12 protein-coding genes are annotated in these 12,163 nt (G+C 65.7%); 6 read left to right on the top strand and 6 right to left on the bottom strand.

Translation table 11 applies throughout. The features are described from left to right. Positions 1-84: 84 nt before the first annotated feature. Positions 85-855 (bottom strand): type 1 glutamine amidotransferase domain-containing protein, encoded by a 771-nt coding sequence (locus tag B5520_RS18130; RefSeq protein ID WP_079598468.1) that lies wholly within the window; start codon positions 853-855, stop codon positions 85-87. A 159-nt stretch (positions 856-1,014) separates the two neighbouring features. Here B5520_RS18130 and B5520_RS18135 point away from each other — a divergent pair, with 159 nt between their 5' ends. After that, positions 1,015-1,911 carry a ketopantoate reductase family protein gene (locus B5520_RS18135; protein WP_079598469.1) on the top strand — a complete coding sequence of 299 codons (897 nt, stop codon included), beginning with the start codon at positions 1,015-1,017 and terminating at the stop codon, positions 1,909-1,911. 347 nt (positions 1,912-2,258) lie between these two features. Continuing rightward, positions 2,259-3,650 carry a phosphatase PAP2 family protein gene (locus tag B5520_RS18140; protein WP_079598470.1) on the top strand — a complete coding sequence of 464 codons (1,392 nt, stop codon included), beginning with the start codon at positions 2,259-2,261 and terminating at the stop codon, positions 3,648-3,650. A 116-nt stretch (positions 3,651-3,766) separates the two neighbouring features. On the opposite strand, the gene B5520_RS23275 is transcribed toward B5520_RS18140, so the two are convergent. The 4 genes from B5520_RS23275 to B5520_RS18155 all read right to left on the bottom strand — a co-directional run bounded on the left by B5520_RS23275 (position 3,767) and on the right by B5520_RS18155 (position 7,799). Continuing rightward, positions 3,767-4,081: a COG4315 family predicted lipoprotein gene (locus tag B5520_RS23275; protein WP_079598513.1), complete on the bottom strand. Its 315-nt coding sequence runs from the start codon at positions 4,079-4,081 to the stop codon at positions 3,767-3,769. Between the two features lie 306 nt (positions 4,082-4,387). Next, positions 4,388-4,528 (bottom strand): hypothetical protein, encoded by a 141-nt coding sequence (locus tag B5520_RS22810; RefSeq protein WP_176156914.1) that lies wholly within the window; start codon positions 4,526-4,528, stop codon positions 4,388-4,390. A 138-nt stretch (positions 4,529-4,666) separates the two neighbouring features. Further along, entirely contained in the window at positions 4,667-5,839 is a 1,173-nt protein-coding gene (locus B5520_RS18150; RefSeq protein WP_079598471.1) for a pyridoxal phosphate-dependent aminotransferase, read from the bottom strand. Positions 5,840-6,257: 418 nt separating this feature from the next. Next, on the bottom strand, positions 6,258-7,799 hold the full coding sequence (locus tag B5520_RS18155) for an alanine/glycine:cation symporter family protein (RefSeq protein WP_079598472.1): 1,542 nt from the start codon (positions 7,797-7,799) through the stop codon (positions 6,258-6,260). Positions 7,800-8,063: 264 nt separating this feature from the next. Here B5520_RS18155 and B5520_RS18160 point away from each other — a divergent pair, with 264 nt between their 5' ends. From B5520_RS18160 to B5520_RS18175, 4 genes are read left to right on the top strand one after another with little or no spacing between them, the layout of a single operon-like run. Next, complete coding sequence (locus tag B5520_RS18160) at positions 8,064-8,654, top strand: hypothetical protein (protein WP_146088612.1); 591 nt, start codon at positions 8,064-8,066, stop codon at positions 8,652-8,654. A 3-nt stretch (positions 8,655-8,657) separates the two neighbouring features. Continuing rightward, on the top strand, positions 8,658-9,548 hold the full coding sequence (locus tag B5520_RS18165) for a potassium channel family protein (protein ID WP_079598474.1): 891 nt from the start codon (positions 8,658-8,660) through the stop codon (positions 9,546-9,548). A 26-nt stretch (positions 9,549-9,574) separates the two neighbouring features. Then, the gene (locus tag B5520_RS18170; protein ID WP_079598514.1) at positions 9,575-11,155 is read left to right on the top strand and encodes a serine hydrolase domain-containing protein; all 1,581 of its coding nucleotides are present in this window, start codon (positions 9,575-9,577) and stop codon (positions 11,153-11,155) included. Between the two features lie 4 nt (positions 11,156-11,159). Continuing rightward, the gene (locus B5520_RS18175) at positions 11,160-11,672 is read left to right on the top strand and encodes a methyltransferase family protein (RefSeq protein ID WP_079598515.1); all 513 of its coding nucleotides are present in this window, start codon (positions 11,160-11,162) and stop codon (positions 11,670-11,672) included. A 77-nt stretch (positions 11,673-11,749) separates the two neighbouring features. Here B5520_RS18175 and B5520_RS18180 read toward each other — a convergent pair whose 3' ends face one another. Beyond that, entirely contained in the window at positions 11,750-12,070 is a 321-nt protein-coding gene (locus B5520_RS18180; RefSeq protein WP_079598516.1) for a GYD domain-containing protein, read from the bottom strand. Between the last annotated feature and the right edge of the window lie 93 nt (positions 12,071-12,163).

Raw genomic sequence — 12,163 nt, forward strand, 5'->3', positions numbered from 1 at the left:
GTATGGCGATCGGTCCCAACCGCTCAAGGCCTCACAGCAGCTCCTGTCCTTGCAGCGTGTCCGCCAGACTCAGTGACCGTTGGGTTATTGCTCCCCTTCAGCAGCAGCAGCCGCCTTGATCGCGTCCTTCTGGGCACGCAAGGCCTCGGCGTCATGCTGTTCCTCGGCCTTTTCCTGATGGATGACCGCTGCGAAGAGCTTCTCCATCTCCTTGGCCACACCGGCAGCTGACGCCGGGTTCTGGCCGGTCACAAGCCGGTCGTCAACCACCACCCTTTCCTCGAAAACACCGGAGGAGACGTGGGTGGCGCCCTGTTCCTCAAGCCGGTCTGCCAGGAAGAACGGAATGACCTTGTCCTTGCCTGCAGCAACCTCCTCGTCGTTGGTGAAGGCAGCTACCCTCCGGCCTTCCACGAGGCGAAGCCCATTCTCCAGTTCCACGTTCAGCAGGCCCGCCGGTCCGTGGCAGACCGCGCCCACCAAGCCGCCGTTGTTGTAGACCCTGGCCACCAGGCTTTGCAGGCCTTCGCTGTCCGGGAAGTCCCACATGGTGCCGTGGCCGCCCACGAGGTAGACGGCGTCGTACTGGTCCGGATCAACGACGTCGACGCGGGCGGTGTTGTAGAGGCCGGCGCGCGTGGTCTCATCCTCCGTGAAGGCAACCTGGATGGGATCTTTCGAGTCCACCTCGTCGCGCGGGGGCTGGCCGCCCTGGATGGACGCAAAGTCGACGAAATGGCCTGAATCCTTGAACACTTTCCAGGGATGTGCAGCCTCGGCCACGTTGTAGCCCGTCTTCTCTCCCGTATTGCCGATCTCGGAAACGCTGGTCAGTACCATGAGGATTTTCTTCATGAAGTGCTCCTTTCGTCCGACTCCCACCCTACGCCCGGCCCGCTCGGTGGGTGGCTCTGCTGAAACGGCCTAGCCTTGGAGCAGCGGAAACAAAGCCTCGGCCGTCCTGGGCTTCTGAATTCGGTCACTAATGTCGAACCAACCGGAAGGTGCCCACCCATGCGGATCCTCGTCGTCGGAGCCGGAGCAACAGGCGGGGCGTTCGGTACGCTCCTGCAGGAAGCGGGACGGGATGTCACGTACTTGGTGCGGCCGCGCAAGCAGGAGGTCCTCCGCCGCGACGGGCTGCGTTTCGTCTCCCCCACCGCCGACCGGACAAACCCGGTGAAAACCATCACAGCCCCGGACGGCTCAGAGGCCTTCGACCTGATCCTCGTCACGGTCAAAGCCACAGCGTTCGAGGGCGTCCTCGGCGAAATCGGCGCTTTCGTCGGACCCGGAACCATGATCATGCCCATCCTCAACGGCATGGCGCATGTGGACCAGCTGGAGCAGCAGTACCCGGGGCAGGTGCTCGGCGGCCTGGCCCGGATCGTCGCCACGCTCGACGGCGACGTGGTCCGCCAGCAGGTGCCCCTGACCTCCCTCATGGTGGGCGGGCTGAACGGAAACCCTGTCCCCCCAGAGGTTTCTGAAGCTCTGGACGTGCCCGGCGTCGACTTCTCGGTAGTGGACGACGTGATGGGCGCACTGTGGGATAAGTGGGCCTTCATCGCGGCCGCGGGAATCGTCAACTGCCTGTTCCGTGCCCCGGTGGGACGGATCCTCGACGCCGGCGGGCAGTCCAGGATCCTGGAGGCCATCGGCGAAACCGAAGCGGTGGCGGCCGCGGCAGGGCATCCCGTGTCCGACGCCGCTCATACACAAGCGGTCGGAATACTCACCGAGCCGGGCTCGGCCTTCACTTCCTCCCTCTATCGGGACCTCACCGCAGGGCTGCCCTCCGAAGCCGAGCACATCCTCGGCGACCTCGCCCGCAGGGCCCGCAGCCTCAACGTCCGTACGCCACTGCTGGACCTCACCCTCATCCAGATCAGGGCAGGCCTGCAGCGCTGACCCACTCCGGCCGAAACCAGGTCGATGATCGGTCTGTAAGGCCCCCATGGAATGCAAGGATCGGAACGGAGCCATCCGGCCCAGATCCGGCCCCTTGTCCCGTGGAAACGGGGTGGATGATTCCGCTAAGGCAGACGTTATTCCTCGGTCTACAGGCAGTCCATACGCGCGGACGGGACACCGATCCAGTCTTACAAATAGCTTCAGTTCAGTATCTAAAGGAGCTCGCCCCGGGTAGCGGCTTTGTCCGAACCTCTGAACTGGTATCGCCACTGGATAACCCCGCAGTACCGTCTGGGCAGCAACGGATCACGGCTATACGCTGTGTCTTGAGAGGATGCTAGGAAATGAGCGGATTCATCGTACGTTGTGCCGGGATTCTTCTCACGCTGACTGTTCTGGGCCTCGTGTTCGAGTCAGTAACGCCGTTGCCGTCAACTGCCGTCCCGTCTGGTGGCGGGCTCGTAGAAGTGCTGTGGGGTGGCGCCGATTTCGTGGCCGAGATCGCTGCGCAGGTTGGGTGGCTGATCCTGCCGGTGGTGGTGCTGTGGCTGGCGATACGCGGACTTTCCGCATCTGCGGTATATGTGGCCGCCGTTGCGGTGGGGATGTTCGTCCTCGCTGGAGGCGGGATCGTCCTGAAGTCCTTCTTGACCGGTACGAGCTCCCAGGGCGGGAGCGTGTTCTCCAGCGGGTCGATACAACTCGCTGTTTCGTTGGGAGTGCTGCTCCTGGTCTTCCTTCCTGCCGTCCCGGCGAGAGGCAGGACGTGGACGGTTGTCGGAACAGTGCCGCCAGTGATCATGTTCGAAATCATGCGGATGCTCGCCGGAGCCGTCTCATTCGGGCCGCAACTCCTCGGCTGGTTGATCGGCATCGCCTGGCTTGGCGCTACCTTGGCGGCCTTTCGTCGGTGGCAGCAGCATGCCGGCCAACGGACACGCTGGTGGTATGGACTGCCTGTACAGGATCGGACCGTGCTGGTCCCGGCGTCCGCAGGGAACCCGCCACTACCGGGCGGGAGAAGCAGCGCTCTTAAACTCGCCGGCATCTGGGTGCTCATTGCAAGTGGTGTGACCGGCGCGGGCTTCCTTGTCACCGGGGTTGACTCTGTTCGGCGCTTGGACCAGGCAACGGTCGAATGGCTGGCCGAGCACCGCAATGAGACGTGGAACGCCCTAGCGGATGTGGCCGGATCCTTTGGCAATACGCCCGGAATTGTGGGAGTTCTGCTTGTTGCCGCACCTCTTGCCGTTGCGATCACGAGGCGAGCTGCTCCGGCGGTGTTCCTGCTCGTGGCTGCGGTCGGTGAGACCGCCTTATATCTGATCTCAGGAATGATCGTCCGCCGGCCCAGGCCGGATGTCGACCACCTGTCGGAAGGGCTTCCACCCACCTCTTCCTTCCCATCAGGACATGTAGCGGCCGCCGTCGTCACATACGGGGGGCTAGCACTGCTGCTCCGGGCCTGGGCAGAATCCCGCCTCCGCGACCTCGGCCTCATCCTCGCACCGCTCATCGTGCTGGGCATAGCCCTTTCCCGACTGTACTGGGGGGTTCATTATCCAACGGACACAGCTGTCGGCTTGATATTCGGCGCTGTCTGGGTCTCTGTTTGTTGGCGGTACTTCAAACCCGCTCGCGGATCCCCCAAATATGCCACCCATCAGACGAATCCAGTGGCTGAACCCCCACGACTGGAAGATCGAGAGGTGATCGACCACAACGACGAAAAATGATCGAGAAGACCAACGACGACCGCCACAAATCAGGGCAAGCTTGTTGGTTGGCTTTTCCAATCTCGTGGCCACCTCCACGTCGAAGACGGGCTAAGGAGCCTTACGATGCACTGCAGCTACGGGGCCCGGATCCCATCCGGATCTACGACCCACCATAGGCCCCCGTGAGTCGAGACGTTGTGGCACTTCACCTCGCCAGGCGCCTCGTGCGCGTAGAAGTAGAGCGGATGCCCGTTGTAGGTAACCTGGGTCGTGCCGTCGCGCCGCTTCGTCGTCCCCAGCAGCGCTGAGTCGACCTCGCCGCTAGCGGTCGGCGCTCCATCGGTCAGCACGGGTGGCCACGCTACAGCGCAGTCGTCGTAACACTCAGGACTGATGCTCTCCTCACTCTCCCAGATATAGATGGCCTGCTCTTTGGCATCGAAGAGCATCTGGCCGAAGTCGCTCGCGGCTGTGGTGATCGTGGTGCCCGGCCCTCGCGCGCTGGATGGCTGACTCGGCGGGGGTTGCGGGCTCTCCGGTGTCGTAGTGCTCGCACTCGGAGGCGGGGTAATGTCCGGGGCCTCGCTCGAGGTGCTGCTTGCGCAAGACGAAGCGACGAGTGCGAGGACCACCGCAGCCGCCGCTCGCAGTCCGGATCTGAACACGCTGTGCTCCTATCGGCCGGAGCGGGCACCCCCGCCAGGTCTTCGGGGTTGGTGATGATCAGATAGTGGGGCAGTTCGGTTCCCATTATCTCAGCCTTTGTCGAAAATCGGCGGGCGGAAGGCCGCGGCAATACGGTCTCCCCGACTGCGGGGATCGACGACCGCACCCTCGACGGCGAGATCGCCACCACCACGCTCACCGACTTCACCGTCCAGCGCAACGCCGTCCATGTGGTGGCCCCCAGAGCAGCACCAGCGCGTTGTTCGACGGACCGGGCGCGGCGGACTGGCCATCCCTTTGAAAGAAGGCGGCCGTGTAGCTAGACCACGCCGCGGGCAGGGAGAGACATCCGGCGTGCCAGGCGAGGCTCATCGCAGCGCCGCGCGGAACCGTTCCCTGATGCCCGTCAGTCGCTCCACCGGCTCGGTGGCGAAGACCAGGCGGACGTACTCCCGTGCGACGTGCTGGCCCCACTCCGTCATCGGTGTCGCGGCAATGCGTCCGTGCTGGAGCAGCCGCTGCGCGAGTTCGGGCGCTTTCAATCCGAGCGCGACCGCATTGACCAGGAGGGACCACCCGCCGTCGGGCTCGACCACCGGGAGCCCGTCCAGTTCCCGCAGAACCAGGTCCCGGCGTGCCTGCCACTCCGCCACCGCAGCGGCCACGCCGTCGTCGCCGCCGTCCCGGGAAGCCAGGAGCGCGGCGGCCGCGCCAAGTTGTCCGAAGCCGCTGGCCACGGTGGTGTTGTACGTTGCGGCGAGCGCCACGTCCCGCATCACCTCTGCCGGCCCAACAGCCCAGCCGACGCGCCAGCCGATCATCCTGTAGTTCTTGGACACCCCGCCCAGCGTGATGGTGCGCTCCGCCAACGCCTCCAACGACGCCGGGTGGCGGGACCGCAGGCCGTTGAAGAGAATCCTGTCCATGGCCGCGTCGTACAGCAGCCAGCAGTCAGCTGCCGAACATGCTTCCGCGACGGCATCCCATTCTGCATCCGTGAACACATGCCCGGACGGCATGGACGGACTCATCAGCAGCAGGGCGCGCGTCTTTTTGGTCACGGCCGAAGCCAGCCTGTCCAGGTCCAGCCGCCAATGGCTGCCGACCACCGTGAGGGGCACGAAGACGGGAGCCGCGCCGACGAGCCTGATGCGGTTGATGAACCCGGCGTACGTGGGATCAGTGACGATCACTTCGTCGCCGTGATCGACCGTGGCCAACAGGGTGCTGAGCAGGCCGGAGAGCGCACCGCCCGTGATCACCACCTCCGTGGCGGGGTTATAGGCGCGGCCTGTTTGCTCGCTCAGCTGATCGGCAACCGCTTCGCGCAGCTTCCCGAGCCCGGTGAACGGCAGCCAGCTGTTTGCATCCCTGCGGCCGACAGCCTCCCGGGTCACGGCCACGGCGGAAGGCGGCGGGGCGATGTCCGTGTCGAGGTTTTCCATCCGCAGGACATCGGGGTCATGGCCTGCAGCAGCGGCGGCCTTTTCGATGCCGAATGGCTGGATGTTCAGGAAACGTGCCGTTCTCCCGCGGGACATGAGTCGAGCGTCCCACCGGCCTCTGGGGCTGTCAATGGAGCGCCGGAGCTCGCCTTTGGAAGCCCAAATATGCCTGCGTCATCAACACCCGCTGATTCCGAAACCCGACTCTCCTCGTGATGATCCGGTAGGCATGTCTTCTTTATCCCAACCGTCCACAACGGCGTCCACCGCCGAAGAACGCAGCGCCCGCGTGGCCGTCACCCTGCCCTTAATGAGAATCAGCCTGTTCCGGCGGCTGTTACCGAGTAGGCGCAGGCCCGCCCGCAAAGACTTAAACCGGCTGTAGCACCCCTCCCCTGCGGGAGGAACGGGGCCAAAGCCAAGCGCCGCCGTCGTACCCCTGTTGGGTACGACGGCGGCGCTTGGCGTTCCGCGCTTTGTCACCGTCCGCCTGATGCGGCAGGCGCGCTGTGCGCTAAATCCGCGCGGTTTCCTTCTCGCGGCCGGCCTTCTTGTAGGACTCCCAGAAGGTGGCCCCCGTGATGCTGAGGGTCTGCGGGTCGAAGACGGGGTCGAGGCCGAGCTTCTGTTGCCGCTCGAAGTCCTTGAGGGCCTTGAGCGCAGGCTTCTGCAGAATCAGGATGCCCACGATGTTCAGCCAGGCCATAAGCCCGACGCCGATATCACCCATCACCCACGCATCCGCGGCCGTGTTCACGCAACCGTAGGCAGCGGCGACGAGGATGGCCACCTGCAGGGCGATGGTGGTGGCGCGGCCGAGGCTGGTCCGGAGGCCGGGGATCACCGTGGCCGACGAGTTGCCCAGGAGGAAGCGCAGGTTGGTCTCGGCCATGTAGTAGTACGCGATGACGGTGGTCAGGCAGAAGAAGATCAGCGTGACAGCAATGAACGCGGCGCCGACGCCGGGGAAGACGGAGTCGAATCCGGCCTGCACATACTGGGGTCCGACGACGGCCGAGGCGGACAGGAGGCCGCCTTCGGCGAGGATTTCACCGTCTTCGCTGCCGCCGGAGAAGACGCGGTAGGCGCCGGTGGAGAGGATCAGGAAGCCGGTGGCCGAGCAGACGAACAGCGTGTCGATGTACACCGCGAAGGCCTGGACGAGGCCCTGCTTGGCCGGGTGCGAGACTTCGGCGGCGGCCGCTGCGTGCGGGCCCGTTCCCTGGCCGGCCTCGTTGGAGTAGACGCCGCGCTTGACGCCCCACATCACGGCCAGGCCGATGATCGCACCGAGGGCCGAATCCATGCCGAAGGCGCTGCGGAACACCAGCGAGAGGATCTCCGGCAGCTGGGCGGCGTTGATGACCACGACGATCAGGGCGAGGATGATGTAGCCGGCGGCCATGAACGGCACCACGAAGGCGGCAACGCTGGCGATGCGCTTCACACCGCCCATGACCACAAGTGCCAGGAGGATGACCGAGCCGACGGCCACAATCCACGGCTCGAGGGCCCAGGCGCCGCTGATCGCGGTGGCCATGGAGTTGGTCTGGACACCCGGCATCAGAACGCCGCAGGCAAGGACGGTCACGGCCGCGAAGACATAGCCGTAGACCTTGAAGAAGCCGGCGCCCTTGGTGTGGGCGAACCCGCGGGAGAAGTAGTAGGCCGGGCCGCCGCGGTACTCGCCGGTCAGCGGGTCACGGGTCTTGTAGATCTGGCCGAGGGTGGACTCGATGAAGGATGTGGACGCGCCCAGGAAAGCGACCGCCCACATCCAGAACAGGGCGCCCGGTCCGCCGAAGGCGATGGCGGTGGCGACACCGGCGACGTTACCGGTGCCGACGCGGCCGGACAGGGACATGGCCAGGGCCTGGAACGAGGAGACGCCGGAGGCGGACTTCTCGCCGTGGACGAGCTGCTGGAACATCCCCTTGACGTGCCGGACCTGCAGGAAGCGTGTCCGGATGGAGAAGTAGACTCCGGTGGCGAGGCAGAGATAGACGAGCCAGTCGCTCCAGATCACGTTATTGATGGCTGATAAGGCATCGCTCATAAGTGTGGGTTCCCTCCATGAAGAGCGTGGGTGATGCGTTTGGTGCTGCGCGGCGTCGGTCGACGCGATGTGGCGCACCACACCAAAACCTGTGAAGCCTCTCACAAAGAGTTACTCCAGTCCATTTGGCTTCCCGGTGGGGCCCTTGTACCTGCTGGTGCTCAGGCCTACCGTCGTTACATGAGCCGGCTGCTTCGTGGAGGGACCCGAACTGCGGGTGCTGTCATGGCTGCAGGGTCCGCGTCTTTTCTTGCCGGGGCCTTCATGCCTGTCTCGCGTGTTTACGTGGAACGGGAACGGCAACGCAAACTGGACATTTTGCTGGCGCACCCCGTGCAGTGGAGGGCGCAGACTGTGTTGCTCGGCGCGGGCACAATTGTGCTGCCTGCCGGTGTGGCGGCGCTCGCCGGAGAGTGGGACCAGGGACGCGCGGGTGGCGAACAGGAACGGCTGGCCGGGCGGCGGCTCGCCCAAGCCGGCGCAGTCCTCCTGGCCGGTGGAGCTGCCGTCTTCCCTGTGGACCTGGCAGCCCGGTTCACCGACCCCGAGGGCTTCGCGCTGGGGCGGCAGCCCGAGTGGCCATTTTATGGGTATGTGTGGGTGAGCCTGGCGGGGATGGCGGCCCTTGGAGGCGCCCTGCTCCAGCGGTCCCGCACGCACGCGGGTTTTCCGCGCTGGCCCGGATGGCTGAATCTCGGCGGCGCGGGAACCTTCGCCGGCGTGCTGGCCAGCACCGGCGACCTTCCGCCCCTGTCCATTTACTGCATTGAATTGGCCACCGGGGTTGCGCTGGTTCTTCGGGGCGGCCAGCGGCAACCATCAGGGGATAAGGGCCAACCGCCGCCACTAAAATAAGGCATGGATATCGCGGATATGCTCTGGACGGTGCTGGGGGCCGGGCTGATTCTCTTGATGCTCGCGGACGTCTTCCACACCCTCCTGTATCCGCACGACTCCGGTCCCACCGGGCGCGCGATCATGCGGGGAATCTGGCTGCTGACGAAAAAAGTCCGGGGCCGGGCATCCTCCGTTGCGGCGCCCCTGGCCATGGCCGCCGTGATCGCAACCTGGGCGAGCCTGGCCGCCGTCGGCTGGGCCCTCCTGTACCTGCCCCACCTGCCGGACGGCTTTGTGTACGGGACCGGTGTTCCGCAGCGGGCCGATTTTGCCGAAGCCCTCTACATCTCGCTCGTCACTCTTTCCACTGTGGGGTTCGGCGAAATCGTGGCTGCCAGTCCGCTGCTCCGGCTGGTCTCCGCCCTGCAGGCCGTGACCGGCTTCGGGCTGCTGACCGCCACAGTTTCCTGGATCCTGCAGACCTACCCTGCCTTGAACCGGCGACGGGCTCTGGCCCACCAGCTGAACCTGTTCCGGGAGGCGGCCGGCCCTGAGGGTGTAGCGGCACTGGAACCCGCCCATGCAGCCGGACTGCTGGAGTCGCTGGCCCGGAACGTAGCCACCGTGGGCATAGACCTGTTGGCCTTCCACGAAACCTACTATTTCCGCGAAGTGGACCAGCGGAGTTCCCTGCCTGCCACACTTGCCTACGCCCAGCAGCTGGCATCGGACGCCGAACGGAGCGAAAGCCGGGAACTCCAGTTCGCCGGACGGATGCTGCACGCGGCACTGGATGGGCTCGCGGACGTCCTGCGCGGCAAATTCGGCCATGCCGGAACCACCTCCTCCGACGTGTTCGACAGCTACGAGCTGCACCACCGCCACCGGCGGGAGGGGGAACCGGACCGGTGACGCCGTCAGCCGAGGCAGGTGCGGGCGTGCGAAGAAGCTCCCGGTTTTCGCGTTCTTTCCTGTTGTGCCTCCTGGCTGTTGCCGTTCTCTTACGTCCTTTCGAACACGCCGCCGCCGTCGTACCCCAGGCCCCGCCCGCCGTCGTCCCTGACCAACGTACTTATGAAGCAGTAGATGCCTTCCTGCAGGAACAAATGGCCGCCATCGGGCTCCCGGGCGCCGCCGTCGTCGTCGTCCAGGACGGGGTCCCGGTGCATGCCGCCGCCTATGGCAGCGCCGACAACTCGGGCCGTCCGATGACCGCCGACACCCCGGTGCTGCTGGCATCCACCAGCAAGTCCCTCACGGCCATCGCCGTGATGCAGCAGGTGGAGGCCGGCCGGCTCCGCCTGGATGAACCCGTCCGGACCTACCTGCCGTGGTTCACTTTGCAGGACAGCCGCGCGTCCGCCATCACCGTCCGCCACCTGCTGCACCAGGCCAGCGGCATGGCGTCCAAGGACACTGCCTTCGAAGGCTCCTTCTTGCAGGACCCGGAGGCCCTCGAACAAGGCGTTCGGGACCTCGCCGGTTCCCCGCTGGCGGGAGTCCCGGGTGCTGCCTTCGGCTACGCCAACGCCAACTTCAACGTCCTGGGCCTCCTGGTTCAGACGGTCTCCGGGCAGCCGTTCGGGGACTACATGCGCCAGCATGTTTTCGAACCCCTGGACATGAGCCATAGCCATGCGACCCGCGCTGCTGCCCTTGCGGATGGTGCCGCCACCGGCCACTCGCTGTGGTTCGGCACTTCCTGGCAGCAGACGGAGGTGCCCGCGCCCGCCACCGGGATGCCGTCGAGCACCATGTACGCCTCGGCGAATGACCTGGGCCGGGAGCTCAACATGCTGCTGGATGAGGGGCAATTCCGGGACGCGCGCATCCTTCAGCCCGACAGCGTCCGGGCCATGCTCGAGCCCGGGGTCCGGGTTGACGGGTCAAAGATGTACGCGATGGGGTGGTTCACCCGCCCGCTGGTTGAATCCGTCCCTGCCGCGGAGGCCGCCGACGATGCCTCCTTGCCCTTGCTCGCCGAGCACCAGGGCGAGTGGGGCAACAGCCATACGTACCTGGCGATGGTTCCCTCCACCAGGCTGGGCGTCGCACTGGTCATCAACGCGAACGACACCTCGGCTCCCTCCCGGCTCCAGGCCATCGACACGAACATCCTGCGGATCCTCCACGGCCAGCAGCCCATTCCCGCAGTCATCCAGGAGGACTGGCTGCAGCGCTACAGCTGGGCGGTCGCGCTGGGACTGCTGGTGGCTGAGCTGCTCAGTCTGTGGCTGGCACTTCGGGTGCTGCTCCGGAGAACGTACGACGGCGGCGGGCGGCTTCCGCTGTTGGCGGTGGGTTTGGCGGCGCTCGCCCTGGACGTGTTCGCCCTGTGGCTGTGCTTTATCTATGCACCGGCCCGGTTCGACACCAACCTGCTGGTCATCATCCGCCAGTTCCCGGACGTGGGCGTCTCGTTGGTGCTTGTGCTCGGGCTGGCCATCGTGTGGACTGTTCCGCGGACCGTCTGGGTGCTCAGTCAGGCACTGCGTCATGGCCCACGCGGCGTACCCTGAAACCATGGCGGCGGACATCAGTTCTGCGCATACCCTGGCGGCGCGGCTAAAGGCTGCCTACGAGAACCTTCCCCTGCCGGCGCCCGTCGTGGCCGCGATGGCCCTCGATCTCCTCCTTGCCAGGCTCCATCCCCTGCCGCTTCCCGGCTCCCGCGCCGTCCATAAGGCGGCTGGAGCGGGACTGGTGGTCGCCGGCGTCGGATTCAACGTCTGGGCGCTGGCTGAACGACGGCGCCGCTCGACGGGCCGCTTCGAGCTGGAGCGGCCGGACGATCTGGTGGTCACCGGCCCCTACGCGGTGACCCGTCATCCCATGTACGTGGGCTGGTGGCTCATCCAGCTCGGCGCGGGAGTCCTGGCCGGTTCGTCCTGGGTCCTCGCGCTGCTGCCGGCCGAACTGCTGGTGGAGCACCGCTTTGTCGTCGCCGAAGAAGCTGCCCTCGCGGAGCTCTTTCCGCAGTCCTACCCCGGCTACGCGGAAAGGGTTCCACGCTATCTGGGGCTCCCCCGCGCGTAGGCGCCTTCGCCTCCAAAGCCAGCGGGCCGCCGTCGTACTTCACGACGCCGGCCCGCTGGCTTTGGTGCCTGGCTCCCCTACTGCCCCGGCGCCCGGTAGGACGGCGTCTTCTTGGCGGCGTTGTCGAGGTCTTCCACGGTCAGGAGCGGCTTCAGGCGGACGTTGACGTTCCCCGTCGAGTTGATCAGCAGCGACAGCGCTGCGGCACTTGCATCATCCGGCGCCTCAAAAACACCCAGGACGTCGTAGTAACCAAAGGCGTAGTAGAAGCTCTCCAGTGAGCCTCCCACCGAGCCGAGGGCCTCCACCAGTGCGTCCCGCCGCGCGGTGCCGCCTTCCTTCATCAGCCCTTTGATGCCCTGGCCCACGTACGTCGCTTCAAACAGATACTTTGGCATGGTCTTTTCCCTTCCCTGCATCTTCATCCCGGTTGTCGCCGCAGGAACTTCATACCGGCCCTGAGGACACCGTTGTAGCAGGGCCGAAGTGGC

Source organism: Arthrobacter sp. P2b, assembly GCF_900168295.1.
Taxonomy (GTDB): domain Bacteria; phylum Actinomycetota; class Actinomycetes; order Actinomycetales; family Micrococcaceae; genus Arthrobacter.

What these genes read in the sequence shown, in the direction of transcription:
- B5520_RS18130 (WP_079598468.1), bottom strand. Translation starts at nt 855, where the DNA reads ATGAAGAAAATCCTCATGGTACTGACCAGCGTTTCCGAGATCGGCAAT.
- B5520_RS18135 (WP_079598469.1), top strand. Translation starts at nt 1,015, where the DNA reads ATGCGGATCCTCGTCGTCGGAGCCGGAGCAACAGGCGGGGCGTTCGGT.
- B5520_RS18140 (WP_079598470.1), top strand. Translation starts at nt 2,259, where the DNA reads ATGAGCGGATTCATCGTACGTTGTGCCGGGATTCTTCTCACGCTGACT.
- B5520_RS23275 (WP_079598513.1), bottom strand. Translation starts at nt 4,081, where the DNA reads ATGCTCTTCGATGCCAAAGAGCAGGCCATCTATATCTGGGAGAGTGAG.
- B5520_RS22810 (WP_176156914.1), bottom strand. Translation starts at nt 4,528, where the DNA reads ATGGACGGCGTTGCGCTGGACGGTGAAGTCGGTGAGCGTGGTGGTGGC.
- B5520_RS18150 (WP_079598471.1), bottom strand. Translation starts at nt 5,839, where the DNA reads ATGTCCCGCGGGAGAACGGCACGTTTCCTGAACATCCAGCCATTCGGC.
- B5520_RS18155 (WP_079598472.1), bottom strand. Translation starts at nt 7,799, where the DNA reads ATGAGCGATGCCTTATCAGCCATCAATAACGTGATCTGGAGCGACTGG.
- B5520_RS18160 (WP_146088612.1), top strand. Translation starts at nt 8,064, where the DNA reads ATGCCTGTCTCGCGTGTTTACGTGGAACGGGAACGGCAACGCAAACTG.
- B5520_RS18165 (WP_079598474.1), top strand. Translation starts at nt 8,658, where the DNA reads ATGGATATCGCGGATATGCTCTGGACGGTGCTGGGGGCCGGGCTGATT.
- B5520_RS18175 (WP_079598515.1), top strand. Translation starts at nt 11,160, where the DNA reads ATGGCGGCGGACATCAGTTCTGCGCATACCCTGGCGGCGCGGCTAAAG.
- B5520_RS18180 (WP_079598516.1), bottom strand. Translation starts at nt 12,070, where the DNA reads ATGCCAAAGTATCTGTTTGAAGCGACGTACGTGGGCCAGGGCATCAAA.